A 19,766-nucleotide genomic window follows, 5' to 3' on the forward strand; every position below is an offset into this window, starting at 1 on the left:
TCAAAAGCCCGCCGCTCGCGGACTATCGTCACTCCGCCAGCAGCGGCCGGAGCCGCGACCCGAGGCCGTCCGCGATGGCTTCCATCCCGGCGTCGCCCGGGTGCAGGAGGTCCGTCGACAGCCCGGTCGCCGCCAGCAGTTCGCTCCCGTCGACGAGCGCGACGTTCCCGGTCGAGCAGTCGTCGACGGCGTCCTCCAGCGCCTCGCGGTAGGCCCGCGCACGTTTCCGGTTGCCGTCGGTCCGCAGGTCCGCGTGGTAGGGGAAGAGCGTCACGCAGGCGACGGGGTCGTCGGGGTGGGCCCCGGCGACCGTCTCGACCAGGTTCGCGGCGCGCTCGCGGAACTGGTCGACCGTAAAGCCGCGGTTGGCCATGTTGACCGAGAGCGCGAGAGTCGCTACGTCCCAGTCGTCGCGGGCGGCGACGTGTCGGGCCACCGCGGGCTCGCAGTAGGCTGATCCCGACATTCCCAGGTTCACCGCGTCCAGCCCGAGGTCGCGCGCCACGCGAGAGACGTAGGTAAGGTGGGTCGCCGAGGCCGCCGCGCCTTCGGTGATGGAGGTGCCGTAGGCCAGGTAGCGAGTCGCGGGGACCTCCCCCGCATCGGGCGGTCGGCAGGCGCCGCGAACGTCGTGGATCGCGACGGGCGCCCAGGGTTCGAACCGCAGGCGGCACACTCGCGGATCGAAGGCGTCGCCGGCGTCGGGGGCGGCCTCCGGGTCGAGTGCGGCAAGCGCGTCTGGCCGGGCGAGTTCGAGCGTCACCGGCTCCGGGCCGAGTTCGTGGACGTCCGCTCGCTGGAACGAGCCCCAGAACTCGCAGACGACCGTCTCGCCGCCCGCCGAGAGCGTCACGCGAACGGTCTCGCCTCGCTCGGGAACGAACCGGACCTCGATTCCCGCGGGGTGGCGGATCCTGTCGCGTGCGGCGACGTTGAGTTCGTCGGCGACGGCGTTCGGGACCCGACGGAGTTCGGAGCCCCCGTCGGTCCACGCCGGGTCGGCGAGTTCGGCGACGTTGTGGAGCGTCACTGCGGGGTACGAGTCGGACATGATAGCGACGTTCGTACGGGACGTGCGGCCATCGGCAACGTTACCGTTCCGGTCTCGTCGCTCCGTGAGCGCCGTCGGTCGGGGAGCACGTCTCCTGGCCCGTCGGCCTGCCACCGCAGCCGGACTTGTCGATTAGATGCCGAGTTATTGCCAAGATTTAAGTCCCGAGTCCGGTTCCGGAAACACATGGTCGACCGGAAGGTGGTGGTCGTCGTCGCCGTCGCCGTCGGCGTGGTCCTGATCGGGGGAATCGCGGGAGCCATGCTGCTCGGCGGCGGTGGCGGCGGAGACGACACCGAGGCTGACGCTACCGACGGATCCGACGGCGGAGGGGGATCGGCGGCGACGCCGACGCAAGCACAGACGACCGCCGGAAACGGGACGGCCACGAACGGCACCGCGACCCCCGGAGAGACGCCGTTCCCGACGGTCACGCCGACGTCCGTTCCGACCCCGACAGGGACGCCGACTGTCGCACCGACGCCGACGGAGGTCCCGACGCGGACGCCGATGCTACCCCGTCGGTTCAGTGAGGAGAAGATCGAACACGAGCTCCGTCGGATGCTGAACGACTGGCGCGAGGACAAGGGCCTCCAGCCGTTCACGAACGCCAACGGGAGTCTCGTGACCCAGGTAAACCGGATGGCGACGAACCACAGCGTCGCGATGTCCGAGAAGGGCAGGCTGGTCCACGAGTCGAACAACCTCTCGACGGGCGAGCGGTACCAGGCCTTCGAACTCGCCGAGCGCTGCAAGTTCAAGAAGGAGGACGCCCAGTACATCGTCCATCCGACCAACGACGCCTACCAGTTCGAGGTCCTCCACAGGACCTACGCGGGGCGCAACTACCAGGACGGCGGTGAGACGGTGTACCACGAGAACGAGACGGCGGTCGCCCGCGACATCTTCGAGGAGTGGACCTCGAACTACGTCTACAAGGACGTGCTTAACTACCCCGAGATCAACAGGATCGGGATCGGGATCGAGCTCACCGAGGACAACGAAGTCTGGGTGACCGGAAACATCTGCGAGTCCGGCAAGAAGAACAAGTAAGTCGTCGCTCCCGTCTCCACCTCCGCGATCGGAACGCCGATTACGGAGAGGCGTGCAACTGCCGACTATGGTTCAGTTATCGCTGGTACTTCCCCGCCAGCCCGACGAACGCTGGCAACTCGCCAAACAGATGGGCGTGACCGACGCCGTCATCCACCCACTCGAAGTCGGCGACGGGAAGACCCACTGGTCGTACGACGACCTCCTCGGGACGAAAAACTGGCTCGAAGACGCCGGCCTGCGCTTCTCCGTCCTCGAAGGGAGCGTCCCGCTGACCGACCGCGTCCGCCTCGGGCTGGACGGCCGCGACGAGGACATCGCCGAGTTCAAGCAGTTCGTCCGGAACTGCGGCGACCTGGGGATCCCCGTGGTCTGTTACGACTGGATGGCGGGCGTGCGCTGGGCGCGAACCGAAGCCCACGTCGAGTCACGGGGCGGCTCCGTCACGACGGGCTACGACAACGCGAAGATGCGCGACGGCCCCGAGTCCGCCGCCGGCGACGTGACCCGCGACCAGCTGTGGGAGGCCATCGAGTACTTCCTGACCGAGGTCGTTCCGGTCGCCGAGGAAGCGGGCGTCAAACTCGGGCTCCACCCGGACGACCCGCCCCGCGAACGGGTTCGGGGGATCCCCCGCATCGCGAACAGCGTCGAGAACTACGACCGCATCCTCGACGTCTACGACAGCGAGCACAACGGCGTGACGTTCTGCCAGGGCAACTTCACGGCGATGGGCGTCGACGTCCCCGAGACCATCCGCCACTTCGGCGAGAAGATCAACTTCGCGCACTTCCGCGACGTGGAGGGGGACGCCGACCGCTTCGTCGAGACGTGGCACGACGACGGCCCGACCGACATGCAGGCCGCGATGGACGCGTTCGTCGACGTCGGCTTCGACGGGCCGATGCGACCGGACCACGTACCCACGATGGCAGGCGAGGACAACTCCAACCCCGGCTACCACACCATGGGACGCCTGTTCGCCATCGGATATATGCGCGGGCTGCTCGAATCCGCCGAGGGAGGTGCCTGAACGATGACAGACGAAAATAGCACAGACGAGATCCGACGAATCGCCGACACGCGCTGTCACACGGGTGAGGGCCCGATCTACCACCCCGACGAGGAAGCGCTCTACTGGCTGGACATCCCTGCGGGTGACCTGTTCCGGTACGAGGGCGGGTCCGCCGCGGGCGAGTCCGGCGTCGGCGAGTACGAGCGCGTCCTCGATTACGACGGCAAGATCGGGGGGTACACGATCCAGGAGTCGGGCGACCTGCTGCTGTTCTGCGACCGCGGGACGATCCGACCCTGGAGTCGCGACTCGGGGCTCGGCGACCCGGTCGTCGACGAGATCCCGGAGGAGCGCGAGTCGCGCTTCAACGACGTCATCGCCGACCCCGAGGGGCGGGTCTACTGCGGGACGATGCCGACCGCCGAGAGCGGCGGGCGCCTCTACCGGCTCGACACCGACGGGTCGCTGACGACGCTCGAAACCGACGTCCAGATCCCCAACGGGATGGGGTTCACGCCCGACCGCGAGGCGATGTACTTCACGGAGACCGAGGCCCATGCGATCTACCGGTACAGCTACGACCGGGCGACGGGCGACCTCTCCGACCGCGAGACGGTCGTCGACGCGAGCGACGTCGAGGGCTTCCCCGACGGGATGACCGTCGACGCCGAGGGCCACGTCTGGTCGGCGTTCTGGGACGGCGGTCGAATCGCTCGCTACACACCGGACGGTCAAGAAGAACGCCGGGTGGCGTTCCCGGCGAAGAAGGTATCGGCGGTCACCTTCGGCGGCCCCGACTGCGAGACGGCGTACGTCACGACGGCGCTCGGCCCCGGGGAGGGCTCGGCCGACACACGTGACGAGGAAGGCGACGGCGCCGGCGCGCTGTTCGAAGTCGACCTGGGCGTCGGTGGCGTTCCCGAGTTCCGCTCGTCCGTCGGCGAGTGAGACGGCGACCCGGCGCGGTTGTCACCCCCTACCGGCGACAACCGGTGCCTACCGGGCGCGAACCGCCGCTGGATTTTCCAGGCAGTGGGACGGGCTCTCTGCATGGTCGACGTCGCCGTTCTGTACGGCTCCAGTGAGGGACAGACCGCCAAAATCGCCGATCGGATCGTCCAGCGACTTCGCGACCGCGGACACGAGTCGACCGCCGTGGACGCCAGTAAGATCGACGCAGACTTCGACCTCTCGGGGTTCGACGCGGTCGTCGTCGGGTCGTCGATCCACGTCGGGAAACACCAGGAGTCGGTGCGCTCGTTCGTCTCGGCCACCGTCGACGCGCTGGGAGAACTGCCAACCGCGTTCTTCCAGGTGTCGCTCTCCTCGGTCAGCGACGATGCGGACCGTCGCGCGGAGGCGGCCCGGTACGTCGAGGAGTTCCTCGACGCGACCGGGTGGCACCCCGACCGCGTCGCGCGCTTCGGCGGCGCGCTCCGCTTCTCGCAGTACGGGTTCCTGAAACGGCTGATGATGAAGCGGATCGCGCGCGAGGCGACCGGCGACACGGACACCTCGCGGGACTACGAGTACACCGACTGGGCGGAAGTCGAGGCGTTCGCGGACGACTTCGCCGCGTTCGTCGAGGGCCGCCTCGGCGTCGAGCCCCCCACGGTCGAGGAGTGAGCACCGGATCGAAATCACTCGGACGACGGGCCGAGATCACTCCAGCGACGGACCGCGATCACTCGAACGACGGCGCGACGTCCCGCTCGAACACGTCGCAGAACGCGTCCTGGTCAGGACTCGAACTCTGGAAGACGACCTCGTCGAAGCCGGCGTCGACGTAGCCGGCGGCCGCGTCGACGAGGTCCTGCGGATCGGTCGTGACGACGAACGCCTCGCGGAGTTCCTCCTCGGTCACGTCCTGGCCGTACTCCTGAAGTTCCCGCGGGTCGGCCAGATCCTCGGCGAACACCTCCGATTTCAGGGTCAGCCGCCACGGGAGACAGGGTTCCAGCGCCGCCTCCTCGCTGTCGGCGTAGGAGACGTGCAGGTGGATGGTCTTCTGCACGTCGGCCAGCGAGTCGTTGCGCTCGGACTTCTCGACGCCGCGCTCGACGGCCGGGAAGAGGTCGTTCGCGGCCGAGTCCGGCGACTCGTAGACGGTGACGAACCCGTCACCCAGGTCGCCGGCCATCCGCGCGGCGGTCGCGCCGTTGCCGGCGACGTGGATCGGAGGTGCCTCGTCGGGACCGGTGTAGAGGTTCGCCCCGTCGAGCGTCCAGAAGTCGCCGTCGTAGTCGACGAACTCCTCGGTGAACAGCCGGCGGACGATACGGATCGCCTCGGCGGTGCGTCGGGCGCGCTCGCCGTAGTCGGGCCACTCGAAGCCGAGCGGGCTCTCGTTGAGCGCCTCGCCGGTGCCGAGACCGAGGAACACGCGGTCGGGGTACAACTCGGCGAGCGTCGCGAGGCGGTGGGCGACGTTGGCCGGGTGGTAGCGGTTGATTACGGAGGTCACGCCGGTCCCGATCCGGATCTCGTCGGTGCGTTCGAGCGCGGCGGGCAGCCACTCCCAGCAGTTGCCGCCGTTGGCGGGCGAGCCGTCGGCGAGCCGGTCGAACCACGGGTGGAAGTGGTCGTTGACCCACGCGCTGTCGAATCCCGCGCGCTCGGCGCGCTCGACCTGATCGAGGCACGAGGCGGGCGAGAACTCCTCTAGCGACGCGAAGTAGCCGAACTCGACCATACAGGCGTAGGGGCCGTCTCGGGCTTAACCCCTCGGGCCGACCGGGCCCGAAACGTTGTTCTTAAGAGTGCAACGCCAGTCGTTGGTTGTATGAGTAACGAGTCCGAGGCCGACGAGGCCGAGCAGGACGCAGCCGACGAGACAGCCGCGGACGTCGACGAGACGCCCGACGCCGACGAGGCCGAGGCCGAGACCGAAGAGACCGAGGAAGCCACCGGTCTCCAGAACGGCGACTTCATCGAACTCGACTACACCGCGCGCACCGTCGAGGGCGGCGACCTGGTCGACACGACCGACCCCGAGGTCGCCGAGGAAGAAGGCGTCGGCGAGGACCAGGAGTTCTCGCCCCGGACCATCGTCCTCGGCGAGGGCCACGTCTTCGGCGAGGTCGAGGAGGACATCATCGGGAGCGAGGTCGGCGACAGCGGCACCGTGACCGTCCCGGCCGAAGAGGCTTTCGGCGAGTTCGACGACGACCAGGTCCGGACGATCAGCGCCGACCGGATCCCCGAGGACGACCGCTACCCCGGTGCACACGTCGACATCGACGGCGAGCACGGCCACATCAACACGATCATCGGCGGCCGCGCCCGCGTCGACTTCAACCACCCGCTCGCCGGCGAGGACATCGAGTACGAGTGGGAGGTTCTCGACGAGGTCACCGACCGCGAAGCGCGCGCCGGCGCGCTGCTCGACGTCTTCCTCGACATGGATCTCGAGGTCTGGTTCGAGACCGACACCGTCGAGGAAGAGCAGCTCGTCGAGTCCGACGAAGACGACGAAGACGAGGACGACGAGGAAGAGAGCGAGCCGGAGTACGAGACCGTCGAGGTCGAGAAGGAGACGCTCTATATCGAGGCGACGCCGCAGCTGACGATGAACCAGCAGTGGATGATGGGCAAACAGCAGATCGCCCAGCAGCTCACCCAGCTGCTCGACATCGACCGTATCATCGTCCAGGAGGAGCTCGGCGGCATGGGCATGATGGGCGGCATGGGCGGTATGATGGGCGGCATGGGCGGCGGCGGTGCCGAACTCGAAGAAGCGCTCGAAGACGAGGACATCGACGCCGAGGAGATCGTCGAGGAACTCGAAGGCGCCGAAGAGTAAGCCGGTCCGCTTCTCGCCGTTCTCAGCCGTTCGAGCCGCCGGGTTCTCCGCGCTCGTCGAGCACAGCGTTACAGCTGCTGACGAACTGCCCCAGCCCCTTGGCCACGTCGCGGTCGAGCGAGACGAGGATTCCCGCCGTCGGCGCCTCGTAGAAGTGGAGCAGGGCCGCGCGGTCGTGGAGTTCGACCGTCGCCTGCGTCCCGCCGAGGCGGTCGTACTCCGCGTCGGGGACGACGGGTTCGGCAGTGCGCGCGCGGTCGACGATAGCGTCCATCGAATCCTTGAGGTGTTCGGTCGCGACGTCGTCGCGGAGGTAGAGCACGGTCCACTCGTCAGCGTCGTACTGGATCGAACCCCGGAACGCGTCGCCGGCTCGATTGTGGACCAGCTGGAGGAGGGGCTGATAGCGGTTCGCGGGCATACCACCGCTATCGTGATAGAACCGTTTAGGCGTGTTGGCCCGTCGTGTGCGAGGACCCTCGCGCACCGGCCGACGACCTATCACCGAACGAGAACGTATTTTACGGGTCGGCCACAACGGCCGCGTATGCAGGTGACGGACCCCCGCGAGCGCACCGACGACCTCTACGTCGGGGAGAGTCGCGCGACAGTTCCCCCCGAAGACTTCGAGGAAGTCGCCGATTCGGAGGCGGTGACGGCGGGATGGGTGGTCACGGCGTTCACCTTCGACGACCGCGGGCGGGTGTTGCTCATCGAACAGCCGTGGGCGGACGGCTGGATCTGTCCGGGCGGCGCCCTCAAACCGGGCGAATCGCTCGCGGACGGCGCCACCAGGGAACTCCGGGAGGAGACCGGTGTCGACATCGATCCGATCGCCCCGCGCGGCGTCGACGAGTTCGCGTTCGTGAACGAGGAAACGGACGAGACGGCCGGGTGGACGCTGGTCGTCTTCGAGGCGGTCGCCGAGTCGGCCGAACTGGAAGCGGATCTCGGACTCGACGGCGAGGAGATAACCGACGCGCGGTGGTTCGACGGGCTTCCGGACGACGTGTACAACCCCGATCTGTTCGAACCGGTGTACGAGCGGTGCGAGCACAGCGGGTGAGATCCTGGCGGTGTGACGGGTTCGGTCGTTTTTCTTCGTCCGCTGCGGCGAACTGTCTGTTCGATTCGACTTGTGAGTGTAACAGTGGTTGAAGGCCCCACGGTCGTGAACAGAAGTTGGAATGAAGCGACCGCAGGTGACGGCAAGCGATGAAAGCCCTCGGCGCGCCCGCTAGCAGGAGAAGCGACCGCAGCGAATGCTGAGAGTTGAAAGCCCTCGACGCGCTCGCGGTCGCTGCGTCGGATATCCTCGCTTCGCTCGGATAGAGCCGACGCAGACGACTACATGAACGCGAGCCCGCCTCGCCTTTTCAGTCCGCCAGGAAGGCGGCACCGCAAGCGTACAGCACAGTACCTCACACCTCCCCAGCCGATTCGCTCAGTCACTCCGTTCCCTCGCTCATCCCTCGCACGGCTTTGTCGCGGCACGGAGGCCGCCAACGTCAGAGCAAGCTCTGACGGCCCATCGGAATCGCAAGCGATTCCGAGACGACAGCGCGCGCCACCGCGATCAGTAAGTCTACAGACTGTACTGAGCATTCGCGCGAACGAAGTGAGCGCGATTCACCGCATCGAGGCCGAAGGCCGAGATGCGGCCTTTTTCACCCATGTTTTTGCCGGCCGGGTTCCCGCAGGCGCGCGGAGCGCGCCGAGGAAACCCGGCCGGGAAAAAGATGGTTAGGCGATGTCGCGGCTGGTGTCGATGGAGACCTGCTCGACGAGGTCGAGTTTGATGATGTCCGTGGGGGCGCGGCCGCCGCGGAACTTGGGGATGGCGAGACGGTTCTCCACTTCGTCGTTGGTCGTCGTGGTCTCGAGCTGGAAGATGACGTCGGCGAAGTGCTCGGTGGTGTCGCGCAGGGGCGGCACCGACCGGCCGTCGAGGCAGTGGACGATGCCGAGGCTGCCGGTGTTGACGATGTGGTTCTGGAGGTCGTTCATGAACGAGCGGAACCGCGACGGGGGCTCCTGGGATTCGAGCACGTCGAGCGGGTCGACGATGAGATTGGAGGTCTCGGGGAGAGCGCTGACGAGCTTGCCGGCGTTGTCGAGCGGGGCCTCGCCGGAGATGTGGCGGACCGTCGGGTCGCCAGTGGTCGCCGGCGACTGCTCGATGCTGGAGGTGACCGACTGGGCGGTGCGGTCGAGCGAGAGGTAGAGCGTGCCGCGCGTGGCGGTGAGTTCGTAGAGGAACAGCTCCGCCTGGCTGGCCGGCTGGGCGCTGAGGGCGACGATGCTTCCCTCCGGGATCCCGCCCCCGAGCTTCCGGTCGAGGACGTCGATGCCCGTGTGTAGCCGGTTGACCATCGTAGCGAGGTATTTTACACCCACCAGATTAAATATTCCGCCTCGCTAGCGCCGTTGCGAGCCGATCGTACGACGCCCGTCCGACCCGACTCCGCAGGACGGCGCCGTCCGTCGGTGGGACCGTCGCGAGGATCGGATCGAGGACGCGCGCCGGTTCGCCGTCGGACGAGAGTGGTGACTGCGACGGGGACCGCGTTATCACGCTACCCAGCACTGTCGCGCCGAGCGTCTCGACCATCCGCGTGGTCTTGACGGCGTCGGACAGACTCGCACGGTCGGGTGTCGAGACGACCAGCGCGGCGTCGGCGCCCCTGAGCGGCGCGGCGGCCGCGTCGGTCGCGCCCGCCGGGGAGTCGACGATGACCTGCTGGGGCGCACGAGCGAGTCGGCGGAGCGCCGTTTCCCCGATCGGTCCCGATGCGCTTCCGGCCGGGAGCACGTCGACGCCGGGGACGACGTCGGACCGATGCGTGGCGATGCCGATCGATTCTCCGTCGTCGACGGCGTCGAGGCCGGGGTGGCGGGGAGTCTCGGCCATGGTGTGGAGGTTAGGCATGTCGCAGTCGGCGTCGACGACGAGCGGTGGCTGCCCGTCGCGCGCGAGCGCCGCCGCGAGCCCGAGCGCGGTCGTCGTCTTCCCACAGCCACCCTTCCCACCGGCGATTGCGAGCATGGGCGAGGGTGGTCGCGCTCTCCGACTTGAATTCTCGGTCTGGTTGAAGCCCGTCGTCGGTGGTAGGTTTCGGCGGTCGTGCTGAATACGGGCCCGTATCGCGCACGGGATTTCTTTCAGACTGTCAGACTGATTAGATCAATTCAACGGGAAATTATCTCGGTTAACTCGAAGCTCCCAGGGCTATAACGCCAATGTATGGAGATTTGTGAGTCGATAACAAAGTCCCCGCCCGCATAGCTAGAAGTGCCGTAAGTCCGTAAGGCCACCTCCGACGGGAAGACCCGGAATAAGGGCGTTAGATACCGTCGAGTCAGGTAAGGCGGCCGGTGGATCTCCGCGATAAAGACGTGGAGAACTATACAGCCGCGAACCAAGAGAGAATATGAACTGGCGTCTTGTGAGCGTCGTCTCCATCGTCGTCCTCGCGGGGTGTGGGTCGGTTCTTGACGGCGATATTGGTTTAAATGAGGACGCGTCGACCGAGACGCTGACGCCCGCGCCGGTGCCCCAGGTGACCGAGACACCGGTCCCGCTGCCGCCCGGCGTGACCGACAGCGGCATCAGGGACGTCGACGCACTGCTGGACGCCCACCAGTCGCTTCTCGGGACGCAATCGTACACGCTCCGGGTGCGACTCCGCGTAGACGAGAGTCTCTACACGCGACTCGTCCGCGTCGAGACGCCGACGCGGTACTACAGCCACGACGTGCTCGGCGGAAACGACGGGAACGTCACCCAGTACGCGAGCGGCCCCTCGATCTACGTGCGGACAGCGTACGCCGGTATCACGCGGTATGATCGGCTGGACAACACCCGTCCGCCGGAGTCACGGACTGTCCGCCTGAGTCGTCAGTTCCTCCAAATCGGCGACGCTGTCGTCTTCGAGACGACAGTCGACGGCCGACCCGCCTTCGTCATTCGGGGGAACTACTCCACCCACCCTGAGATGGAGCGGATCCGGAACGTGAGTATTCGCGCAGTCGTCGAACCCACCGGACTGGTCCGGTCGATGAACGCGTCCTACGTCAGAACCGGGGGGACCGGTCCAGCGACTGTCACGCGCTCGTTCGCCTATGACGACGTCAGTGAGACGACCGTCGAACGACCGGACTGGGTCGAGGCGCAGTGGAACGGAACGACGACGCCGGAGTGACGAAACGTGACCACGCGGGGGTGACACGAGGCGAACCCGTCATCCACGGGGGCCAGTCGACGGGCCCGCCCGGGATCGCGCGACTGACCCCGACCGACCGGTCGCCCTCCTCGTCGCTCACCCTGCCCGTGCGCACGTCAGCGGCGCCCGCACTCAGCCCCATCGCGTCAGCGGCGACCTGCGCGTTGATGACCGCGTCGTCGTGTACGACCGGCTTCCCGGCGACGCCGACACCCGCGGGTTCGGCGATGGCGTCGTCCAACACGCTCGATGGCTGGCCGGCTGTCTCGACGACTGCGTCGCCGATACGACCGACCTACTCGACCACCGAGACGAGCTGTAGCGCGACGAACTCGTCCGTGCCTGGCTCGACGGCGACGTCACGCCGTCGTCCCCTATGCGATTGACGCGAACCGCAACCTCACTGAGGATGACGACGAAACTGCCGACTGGACCGCCGCGACCGCCTCAACGACGCCTCCATTCACGGCGACCTCCGGGTGCTCGTCGGCCGTGCTATCGACGCTGCTGCCGAGGACTACACCGAGCCGAAGGCCTGCTCAACGCCGCCACGGCGGTGCTGCGCGGCGGGTGTGAGGACACTGACGTGGTCGCTCGGTCATACTGTGATGTCTTATCGTATGGCTATCTGCCTTTTATTGGTACGCCTCTCTGCCAGGTCCTGTCGCTCTCGACTGGGTAAACTGGAAGGGTATTTACCATAGAGCGTGTCATAGAACGCTTCGCACGCTTTGTCTATCCAAGTCTTGTCAGGACTCGCGTGCAAGATACAGGGCGCTTATGCAGCAAAGTAGGCGTTCGGATTGACCGAGTCGAACGGAAGGTGGTACATTGTCTTCGTCTACCACTGGCAGATGGGCGAATCTCAGTCGTGTACGGGCCTCTTAGCTTCTCCTCCGAATCGCGACCAATGTCATCAGGACGAGCGCCAGCGAGAGTTCCATGGCCCCGAATCCAGGACCGTCGCTCCCCGTCGTGGGTGCCGTCGGATCTGAAAGCGAATCCGGTCTCGGAGTTGCCGTCGGTGTTCGTGTTGTCGTCGGCATCGGTGTTGGGGTGGGAGTGACCGCCGGTGTTGGCGTCAGTGTTGGGGTGGGAGTGACCGCCGGTGTTGGCGTCAGTGTTGGGGTGGGAGTGACCGCCGGTGTTGGCGTCAGTGTTGGGGTGGGAGTGACCGCCGGTGTTGGCGTCAGTGTTGGAGTGGGAGTGACCGCCGGTGTTGGGGTGGGAGTGACCATCGGTGTTGGAGTGGGAGTGACCGTCGGTGTTGGAGTGGGAGTGACCGTCGGCGCTGGCGTCGGTGTCGGCGTCGGGTCACTCACGGTGACCGTGCCACAGGTGGCGATGTCGCTGTCCTCGCCACCGCTGTAGGACCACACCTTCACGCGGGGGTCGTAGGTGCCCGGCTCGGCATACGAGACCGTCCGCGAACTCTGGGTGGTGAATTCGCCGAACGAACTGCCACCGTACGCATCGTACTGGTAATCCTCGGCGTTCTCCGATTCCGAGGCGTCGAGCGTCACCGATTCACCGGTCTGGACGCTCGTGTCCGACACCGTACATCGAGCGACTGCAGTCGGTGCCGGAGTTGGAGTGGCCGTCGGCGTCGGGTCACTCACGGTGACCGTGCCGCAGGTCGCGATGTCGCTGTCCTCGCCACCGCTGTAGGACCACACCTTCACCCGTGGGTCGTAGGTGCCCGGCTCGGCGTACGAGACCGTCCGCGAACTCTGGGTGGTGAATTCGCCGAACGAACTGCCACCGAACTTATCGTACTGGTAGTTGTCGGCATTCTCCGACTCTGAGGCATCGAGCGTCACCGATTCACCGGTCTGGACGCTCGTGTCCGACACCGTACATCGAGCGACTGCAGTCGGTGCCGGAGTTGAAGTAGCCGTCGGCGTCGGTGTGGGCGTGGGTGTCGGGTCGCTCACGGTGACCGTGCCACAGGTCGCGCTGTCGCTGTCCTCGCCATCGCTGTAGGACCACACCTTCACCCGCGGGTCGTAGGTGCCCGGCTCGGCGTACGAGACCGTCCGCGAACTCTGGGTGGTGAACCCACCGAACGAATTGCCACCGAACTTATCGTATTGGTAGTCGTCGGCATTCTCCGACGCTGAGGCATCGAGCGTCACCGATTCACCGGTCCTGACGCTCTTATCCGAGACCGAACACTTGGCGACCGGGTGGCTACTCGTGGCGGCCGGGAGCGACGCCCCCACCTCACCGCCATCGAGCGTGTCGGTCGGCGCGCCCGCACCCTGGGCCGTGGTCGCGCCGACCACGGCGAGAGCGACGAGCGTCAGCAAAACGAGCCCATGGAGCCAGTCGCTGCCTGTCGGGCCACGGTTCGCCAGTCGGTCAGGATAGTTATGCTCGCCCGTCTCGTTGTCAGTCGGTGGATTCATTGGTGATCGCTCGTCCCCCGACGTGCTCGATCACCCCTCGCGCACGTGGGAAACCGTATCTGGGCGCTGACGGTGGCAGCCGACGACATTTGGCGTTCGTCTGTCGGCCGTCAACCGTTCGGGGGCCTCAGGACCGAATCAGTGCCGTCGAATCACCCACACACCCAGGTTGTAAAATCTGTTACGTTTCACACATATAAATATACGGTCTTAAGTACCCCTTCTCTATTTGAGGTAGATTTTCCATCCGACGAGTACACCAGCGTCGCTCTTGATATACGCAAGTCGGTGCAAGTCACCCACCGCTGGTAGGCAGGAAACAACTGGTTGTCACACAGAGACCCGCTCTTGCTGAATACACGCTCTGTATTCAGCACGCGGTTCCAATCAGTTGCTGCGGGATTCGACGAGACCGAATTTTCGGGGAGCGCTCGGTCGGCGAGTGCAGTGGTACTGGGGACGCGAATCCGGCGATTCCCGGACGGCGAGTCCACCGGCTCCGAGACCGCGGACGGTCCCGTGTCGGGAGATTCAAGAGAGTCGAGAGCGCGACTCTATTCGATGCGTCACGACCACATTATCAGTGCGAAACAACTCTCGCGGGCGGACATCGAGGAGGTGCTCGACCGGGCCGCGGAGGTGGCCGCGGACCCGGAGGCCTTCGCCGACCGCCACGAGAACGCCCTGCTCGGGCTGCTCTTCTTCGAGCCGAGCACGCGGACGAAGATGAGCTTCACCGCCGCCGTCAAGCGACTGGGCGGCGACGTGGTGGACATGGGCACGGTCGAGTCTTCCAGCGTCAAGAAGGGCGAGAGCCTCGCCGACACGGTCCGGGTGGTCGAGGGGTACGCCGACGCGCTGGTGCTTCGCCACCCCAGCGAGGGGTCGGCCCAGATGGCGAGCGAGTTCGTCGACGTCCCGCTCATCAACGCCGGCGACGGGGCCGGACAGCACCCGACCCAGACCCTGCTCGATCTCTACACGATCCGGGAGGCGGCGGGCTTCGACGACCTCACCATCGGGATCATGGGCGACCTGAAGTACGGGCGGACGGTCCACTCCCTCGCGCACGCGCTAACGACCGTCGAGGCCGACCAGCACTTCATCAGCCCGGAGAGCCTCAAGCTCCCGCGGAGCGTCCGCTACGACCTCCACGAGGAGGGCGCGACGATCCGCGAACACACGGAACTCGAACCGGTCCTGCCCGAACTCGACGTCCTCTACGTCACGCGGATCCAGGCCGAGCGATTCCCCGACGAGAGCGAGTACCGCGCGGTGGCCGGCGAGTACCAGATCGACGCCGAGACGCTGGAAGCGGCCCGCGACGACCTGACAGTCATGCACCCGCTCCCGCGCGTCGACGAGATCGCCCACGACATCGACGGGACCGACCACGCCCACTACTTCCAGCAGGCCCACAACGGCGTCCCGGTCAGGATGGCGCTGCTGGACCTCGTCCTGGAGGGAGAACGATGAGCGACCGTGAACTGCGCGTCAGCAAGATCCGGAACGGCACGGTCGTCGATCACATCACCGCCGGCCAGGCGCTGAACGTCCTCGCGATCCTCGGAATAGACACCGAGAGCGGCGAGACCGTCAGCATCGGGATCCGCGTCCCCAGCGACCGCCTCGGATCGAAGGACATCGTCAAGGTCGAGGGCCGCGAGTTGAGCCAGGACGAGGTCGACGTGCTCTCGCTCATCGCCCCCGCCGCGACGATCAACATCGTCCGGGAGTTCGACGTCGTCGAGAAACACAGGGTCGAACGCCCCTCGGAAGTCGTCGGCGTCCTCTCGTGTCCGAACCGCCACTGCATCACGACGGAAGACGAACCCGTCCAGTCGCGGTTCGACGTGCTCGACGACGGCATCCGCTGTCAGTACTGCGACACCATCGTCCGCGACAGCATCGCCGAGCAGATCGACGTCGCTTGAGTGCGCGCCCGCTTTTCTACGTTGTTGTGAAATGCATCACGAGTAGTGCTTGCCAGCGAAGGCCACTCGTCTATTGAAAACCCGGGCGTGTAACACGTCGGGACCTCCAATGTTCTACCACGACGACAAGCTCCAGTACCCAGTCGAAGTCGAGGAACCGGACCCGCTATTCGCGAAGATGCTGCAGGAAGCCATCGGCGGCGTCGAGGGCGAGATGCGCGTCTGCCTGCAGTACATGTTCCAGGCGTTCGGCGTGCCGGACGAGCACGAGGAGTACCGGAAGCTCCTGATGGAGACCGCGGTCGAAGAGATCGGTCACATCGAGATGCTCGCGACCGCCGTCGCCAAGAACCTGGAAGGCGCGCCGACGGAGTTGCGCGACCAGATGAGCCAGGACGGCGCCGTGAACGCTGCGATGTCGGGCATGATGCCGCGGCAGTACCTCTCCTCCGGATTGAACGCGATGCCCGTCGATGCGAACGGCGCACCCTTCAACGCCAGTTACGTCGTCGCCAGCGGCAACCTCGCGGCGGACATGTACGCGAACGTGATGGCCGAATCGACGGGTCGGCTGCTTGCCGCGCGACTCTGGGAGATGACCGACGACCCGGGCATGAAGGACATGCTCTCGTACCTGGTGGCCCGGGACGCGATGCACCAGAACCAGTGGCTGGAGGCGCTGCACTCCCTCGGTGACGCCGACGACCCGTTCGACCACCTGCCGGTGCCGAACACCTTCCCCGAGGAGGAGATGCCCGACGAGTTCGACTACTCGTTCATGTCGACGACCCGCGACGGCGAGGAGTACGAGGCGCCGTGGACGCAGGGGCCGTCCGTCGACGGGAACGAGGAGTTCTCGTTCCTTAGCGAACTCGACTTGGAGGGCGCGGAACGGTCGATCTCGAAGGCCGACCCGAACACGCACAACGAGACGAAGTGACGGCTGAGGACCGACAGCCACCGTCGGCCCTCGTGTCTCTACCAGAAACACTTTATTCTATTGCCACGAACGATCGATGGATGCCCAAGAAATCAGTGCTCCTGCTGGTCGCCCTGCTCGCGATCGCCGTGGTCTACAAGACCGCCCTCGGCGAGTAACGCCGGCAGCGGCGACCGCGCTGGTCCCGTCGGTCGCCGGTTTCGCCGCCGGTGACGGGGGGTGAGGTATCGATTTCCGACCGCTTTTTCGAACGACTTACACCGCCGGCCGCGTAGGCTCGGGTATGTACGGCGTCGTGACGCGGAACGAGCCGGAGCTGGAGTGGGCCGAGTTCGACCGCGGGTTCTACGAGGTCAAGGACGTGACCGGCCGCGCGGCCGAGCCCGTCGCAAACGCCGTCAACATGGTCTCCTGTTTCGGCGACAACAAGGCCGCCGCCGACAACCCCGACCTCGTCCCCGTCAGCGACGAGGGCGAACCGGCGACGCGCGACCGCCCCTACTTCGACTGGGCGTACGTCTGCCCCACCCACGAGCGCTATCGGGAGGGCCTGCTGGAGATCATCGAGGACGCCGCCGAGGTCAACCCGGACGTGCGCCTCGACGACGTGGGCTTCCCCCGCGAGGAGTACTGCCACTGCGACCGTTGCGAGGCCGCCTTCGCCGAGAGCGACGTCGACGACTGGGGGGCCTGGCGCGCGGACGTCATCACCGAGTTCGTCGCCGAGGCCCGCGAGCGGGTCCCCGGTGACCTCTCGCTGACGCTCTATCCCGACCCGTACCCGGGCCACATCCACGACCGCGCCGGCACCGACCCGGAGGCGCTCGCCGAGTACGTCGACGAGTTCGTCGTCCCCATCTACGACATGGCCTACACCACGACGTACTGGCTGGAGATCATCGCCAGGGGGTTCGTCGACGCACTGGAGACGCCGTTCAGCATCGAACTCTACGCCGTCGACGTCGACATCGACAACCTCGTCCACGCGACGGAGGTCGCCAGCGAGTACGCCGAGTCGGTGCTGTTCGGGTACGACGCCAGCAACGCCCGCGCGACGATCCGCCGGCTGGAAGCCGACGCCCGCGACGGCGAGCAGTTCGGCCCGCAGTGAGCGCCTCCGTGGCCCCGATCCGGTCTCACTCGCCGAACCGCTCGCGATCCGCACTCACTCACCGAACCGCTCGCGACGCCACTCTCGAAGGACGGCCCGGTCGCGCGTGTTCTCCGGTAACTCCGCGAACCACTGCGCGTCGGTGATCTCGTCGTCGGGGTCCCGCACCGACAGATCGGTCGAGTTCGCCTCGCCCTCGAAGACGGGCAGGACGCCCCAGGTCTCGTGGCCGTCGCTCAGGAACCGCACTTCGCCGAGAACGCCGAGTCCGTCGTAGGTCACGTCGATCCCGGCCTCCTCGTCGAGTTCGCGGCGGGCACCCTCGCGGACGGATTCGTCGGGTTCGACTTCTCCGCCGGGGAGCACCCAGGTGTCGATCGCCTCCTGCTTGACGAGCAGTAACTCACCCGATGGCCGGTAAGCGAGCGTGTGCGCGCCGTAGGGAAGTCCCTGCGCCTCGATCCGCTCGGCGACGGTCCGGAAGCGGTCGCGGGAGACCGTGCGAGTCGTCTCGAACTCGACGTAGCCCTCGTGGTCGTCTGCCAGGCGGTGATACACCTGTTCGGCCTCCTGGCGCGCCTCGCTCGCGAGAAACCAGAGATTGTCGACGGCGGTCATCTGGAGGGTCGTTCGAACCGGCGATCTGTCCGTCCCCGCCGACGCACGATAGCGCGAATGAAGTCGATCATGGCCCCCTGTTCGGGGGACATCGGCATAAGTTTTCGACCTGGCACCCTCTGCTCGCCGCCGAGCGCAAGCCGACCGTCTGACGGGGGCTTAAGGGAGATGTCGAGAGACTCCGTATCCATGACCCGACCGACGAGCGAACGAGCGACGCCGCGTCCGCGCCGCCACCGACCGATACGTCGCCGGAGGGTGAGGACGCGTGCCTGAGGAGACCGCAGGCCGGATCACGCTCGTCTGTGAATCGGCCTTCGCGACCGATGCACGCGGCCAACTCGCCCGCTGTGTGGACGGAGACGACCGCACGAGCGTCCTCGCGATCCTCTATCGCGGTGACGTCGAGCGGTGGACGGCGGCGCTGCGTGACCGTCGCGAGCAGCTCTCCTCCGCCGCGATAGTCGGAGTCGGCCCTGTGGCCGAGAACTGCGGAGCGGTAGATTCCGGCGGCCTCCGGGTGGTCTCGGACCCGACTGACCTCACGGGCGTCGGCATCGCTGTCACCGAGTGGCTCCAGGCGCAGCGGCCGGGGGAGCGACCGGTCGTCTGCCTCGACTCGCTGTCGACGGTGCTGCAGTACGCCGACCCGGAGCGGACCTTCCGATTCCTCCACGCGCTCACGTCGCAGTTCCGTTCCGCGGGCGCGAGGGCGTTCATCTCGGTCGATCCCGGGGCGCACGACGAGTCGACGCTCGCGACGCTCCGGACGCTGGTCGACGACGAACTGCGGGAGACGACCGACCGGATCGGTCCCGCTTCCGAGGGGCCGAGTGCCCCTGCCCGGGCGCATCGGTCCGACGGATCGGAGGGGCACACGGTGGTCACCGACGGCGGCAACCCCGAGACCGCGCGTCGCGCGGCGAGCGACCGCGAGTGAGTCGGATCAGTCCCTTTTTGTTCGGGCATCGAGTACCGCCGCCCATGGCATTCGAAGAGGACGACAGCGTCATCCTCCGCGACGAGCACAGCGAGTACGACGGCGAAGAAGGCACGATCACGCAGGTCGTCGAGACGATGTTCGGCGACGAGAACTACACGGTCTCCTTCGAGGACGGCCAGGAAGCTGGCGTCTCCGAGGACCAGCTCGAAGCCGCCGAGGAGTAGCGACTGCCCCGATGTCGTCCGTCCCGCTCCACTACGTCGATCTGCGCGCGTTCTGCTACGCCACCGAGGACGAGGAGCGCGTCGAGCGCGCGCTGCGGACCTACCTGCCCGAGGACTTCGCGGTCGAACGGGCCGTCTCCGAAGGTCACCACGGCGACCGCATCGTCGTCCTCTCGGCGCGCGTCGAGCGCGCCGACGGGATCCGGCACGTTCTAGACCGCCTGGGCGAACTCGACGACGTCGACGCCGTCGTCGACGAACTCGACGAGCGGGTCGACGACAACTGCGCGTTCTACCTGACGCTGGACAAGCAGGCGGCCTTCTCCGGCGAGGTGCGGCGCGGCGACGGGATCACCTTCCGCACCAAGGTCGAGGCGTACCCGGCGAAGAAACCGAAGGCCGTCGAGAACGCCCGCGAGGTCTTCGAGGCGCTCTGACGGCCGT

Annotated in this window: 22 protein-coding genes; 15 read left to right on the plus strand and 7 right to left on the minus strand. The window is 66.7% G+C overall.

Annotated features, from left to right (window positions below; genetic code table 11):
• Positions 1 to 28: 28 nt before the first annotated feature.
• Entirely contained in the window at positions 29 to 1,054 is a 1,026-nt protein-coding gene (locus ACMGFE_RS06865) for an SGNH/GDSL hydrolase family protein (protein WP_436925153.1), read from the minus strand.
• Between the two features lie 183 nt (positions 1,055 to 1,237).
• Between ACMGFE_RS06865 and ACMGFE_RS06870 the strand changes: the two genes are divergently transcribed.
• From ACMGFE_RS06870 to ACMGFE_RS06885, 4 genes are all read left to right on the plus strand, one after another.
• Positions 1,238 to 2,104: a CAP domain-containing protein gene (locus ACMGFE_RS06870; protein WP_436924329.1), complete on the plus strand. Its 867-nt coding sequence runs from the start codon at positions 1,238 to 1,240 to the stop codon at positions 2,102 to 2,104.
• 67 nt (positions 2,105 to 2,171) lie between these two features.
• A complete protein-coding gene (locus tag ACMGFE_RS06875; protein ID WP_436924330.1) occupies positions 2,172 to 3,137 on the plus strand; it encodes a mannonate dehydratase in 966 nt (321 codons plus the stop codon).
• Between the two features lie 3 nt (positions 3,138 to 3,140).
• Positions 3,141 to 4,067 carry an SMP-30/gluconolactonase/LRE family protein gene (locus ACMGFE_RS06880; RefSeq protein ID WP_436924331.1) on the plus strand — a complete coding sequence of 309 codons (927 nt, stop codon included), beginning with the start codon at positions 3,141 to 3,143 and terminating at the stop codon, positions 4,065 to 4,067.
• Positions 4,068 to 4,169: 102 nt separating this feature from the next.
• A complete protein-coding gene (locus tag ACMGFE_RS06885; protein WP_436924332.1) occupies positions 4,170 to 4,745 on the plus strand; it encodes a flavodoxin domain-containing protein in 576 nt (191 codons plus the stop codon).
• 58 nt (positions 4,746 to 4,803) lie between these two features.
• Here the strand turns inward: ACMGFE_RS06885 and ACMGFE_RS06890 are convergent, their stop codons facing one another.
• Entirely contained in the window at positions 4,804 to 5,811 is a 1,008-nt protein-coding gene (locus ACMGFE_RS06890; protein WP_436924333.1) for a TIGR03557 family F420-dependent LLM class oxidoreductase, read from the minus strand.
• Between the two features lie 90 nt (positions 5,812 to 5,901).
• On the opposite strand from ACMGFE_RS06890, the gene ACMGFE_RS06895 reads away from it, so the two are divergent.
• The gene (locus ACMGFE_RS06895) at positions 5,902 to 6,921 is read left to right on the plus strand and encodes an FKBP-type peptidyl-prolyl cis-trans isomerase (RefSeq protein WP_436924334.1); all 1,020 of its coding nucleotides are present in this window, start codon (positions 5,902 to 5,904) and stop codon (positions 6,919 to 6,921) included.
• Positions 6,922 to 6,943: 22 nt separating this feature from the next.
• On the opposite strand, the gene ACMGFE_RS06900 is transcribed toward ACMGFE_RS06895, so the two are convergent.
• Positions 6,944 to 7,342 (minus strand): DUF7522 family protein, encoded by a 399-nt coding sequence (locus tag ACMGFE_RS06900; protein WP_436924335.1) that lies wholly within the window; start codon positions 7,340 to 7,342, stop codon positions 6,944 to 6,946.
• A gap of 126 nt (positions 7,343 to 7,468) precedes the next feature.
• Here ACMGFE_RS06900 and ACMGFE_RS06905 point away from each other — a divergent pair, with 126 nt between their 5' ends.
• A complete protein-coding gene (locus ACMGFE_RS06905) occupies positions 7,469 to 7,987 on the plus strand; it encodes an NUDIX hydrolase (RefSeq protein WP_436924336.1) in 519 nt (172 codons plus the stop codon).
• Between the two features lie 677 nt (positions 7,988 to 8,664).
• Here the strand turns inward: ACMGFE_RS06905 and ACMGFE_RS06910 are convergent.
• On the minus strand, positions 8,665 to 9,294 hold the full coding sequence (locus ACMGFE_RS06910) for an RAD55 family ATPase (protein ID WP_436924337.1): 630 nt from the start codon (positions 9,292 to 9,294) through the stop codon (positions 8,665 to 8,667).
• 28 nt (positions 9,295 to 9,322) lie between these two features.
• Positions 9,323 to 9,967 carry a MinD/ParA family ATP-binding protein gene (locus ACMGFE_RS06915; RefSeq protein WP_436924338.1) on the minus strand — a complete coding sequence of 215 codons (645 nt, stop codon included), beginning with the start codon at positions 9,965 to 9,967 and terminating at the stop codon, positions 9,323 to 9,325.
• Between the two features lie 385 nt (positions 9,968 to 10,352).
• Between ACMGFE_RS06915 and ACMGFE_RS06920 the strand changes: the two genes are divergently transcribed.
• Positions 10,353 to 11,123 (plus strand): DUF7537 family lipoprotein, encoded by a 771-nt coding sequence (locus tag ACMGFE_RS06920; RefSeq protein ID WP_436924339.1) that lies wholly within the window; start codon positions 10,353 to 10,355, stop codon positions 11,121 to 11,123.
• 202 nt (positions 11,124 to 11,325) lie between these two features.
• Positions 11,326 to 11,466 (plus strand): hypothetical protein, encoded by a 141-nt coding sequence (locus tag ACMGFE_RS06925; RefSeq protein WP_436924340.1) that lies wholly within the window; start codon positions 11,326 to 11,328, stop codon positions 11,464 to 11,466.
• A gap of 562 nt (positions 11,467 to 12,028) precedes the next feature.
• Here ACMGFE_RS06925 and ACMGFE_RS06930 read toward each other — a convergent pair.
• Positions 12,029 to 13,552, minus strand: a complete 1,524-nt coding sequence (locus ACMGFE_RS06930) for a hypothetical protein (RefSeq protein ID WP_436924341.1) — start codon at positions 13,550 to 13,552, stop codon at positions 12,029 to 12,031.
• Between the two features lie 561 nt (positions 13,553 to 14,113).
• On the opposite strand from ACMGFE_RS06930, the gene pyrB reads away from it, so the two are divergent.
• The 4 genes from pyrB to ACMGFE_RS06950 all read left to right on the plus strand — a co-directional run bounded on the left by pyrB (position 14,114) and on the right by ACMGFE_RS06950 (position 17,537).
• Positions 14,114 to 15,028 (plus strand): aspartate carbamoyltransferase, encoded by a 915-nt coding sequence (pyrB, locus tag ACMGFE_RS06935; RefSeq protein ID WP_436924342.1) that lies wholly within the window; start codon positions 14,114 to 14,116, stop codon positions 15,026 to 15,028.
• A complete protein-coding gene (gene pyrI / locus ACMGFE_RS06940; protein WP_436924343.1) occupies positions 15,025 to 15,486 on the plus strand; it encodes an aspartate carbamoyltransferase regulatory subunit in 462 nt (153 codons plus the stop codon). The genes pyrB and pyrI overlap by 4 nt, the downstream gene beginning before the upstream one ends.
• A gap of 109 nt (positions 15,487 to 15,595) precedes the next feature.
• Positions 15,596 to 16,426, plus strand: a complete 831-nt coding sequence (locus tag ACMGFE_RS06945; protein ID WP_436924344.1) for a manganese catalase family protein — start codon at positions 15,596 to 15,598, stop codon at positions 16,424 to 16,426.
• Between the two features lie 283 nt (positions 16,427 to 16,709).
• Positions 16,710 to 17,537, plus strand: coding sequence for an alpha-amylase family protein (locus tag ACMGFE_RS06950; RefSeq protein ID WP_436924345.1), 828 nt, complete (start codon positions 16,710 to 16,712; stop codon positions 17,535 to 17,537).
• A gap of 54 nt (positions 17,538 to 17,591) precedes the next feature.
• Here ACMGFE_RS06950 and ACMGFE_RS06955 read toward each other — a convergent pair whose 3' ends face one another.
• On the minus strand, positions 17,592 to 18,155 hold the full coding sequence (locus ACMGFE_RS06955) for an NUDIX hydrolase (protein WP_436924346.1): 564 nt from the start codon (positions 18,153 to 18,155) through the stop codon (positions 17,592 to 17,594).
• 268 nt (positions 18,156 to 18,423) lie between these two features.
• On the opposite strand from ACMGFE_RS06955, the gene ACMGFE_RS06960 reads away from it, so the two are divergent.
• From ACMGFE_RS06960 to ACMGFE_RS06970, 3 genes are read left to right on the plus strand one after another with little or no spacing between them, the layout of a single operon-like run.
• Entirely contained in the window at positions 18,424 to 19,095 is a 672-nt protein-coding gene (locus tag ACMGFE_RS06960; RefSeq protein ID WP_436924347.1) for a DUF7504 family protein, read from the plus strand.
• Positions 19,096 to 19,139: 44 nt separating this feature from the next.
• Positions 19,140 to 19,322 carry a DUF1918 domain-containing protein gene (locus ACMGFE_RS06965; protein ID WP_436924348.1) on the plus strand — a complete coding sequence of 61 codons (183 nt, stop codon included), beginning with the start codon at positions 19,140 to 19,142 and terminating at the stop codon, positions 19,320 to 19,322.
• An 11-nt stretch (positions 19,323 to 19,333) separates the two neighbouring features.
• The gene (locus ACMGFE_RS06970; protein WP_436924349.1) at positions 19,334 to 19,759 is read left to right on the plus strand and encodes an RNA-binding protein; all 426 of its coding nucleotides are present in this window, start codon (positions 19,334 to 19,336) and stop codon (positions 19,757 to 19,759) included.
• Positions 19,760 to 19,766 lie beyond the last annotated feature (7 nt).

It is taken from the genome of Halosimplex amylolyticum (assembly GCF_051414035.1).
GTDB lineage: Archaea > Halobacteriota > Halobacteria > Halobacteriales > Haloarculaceae > Halosimplex > Halosimplex amylolyticum.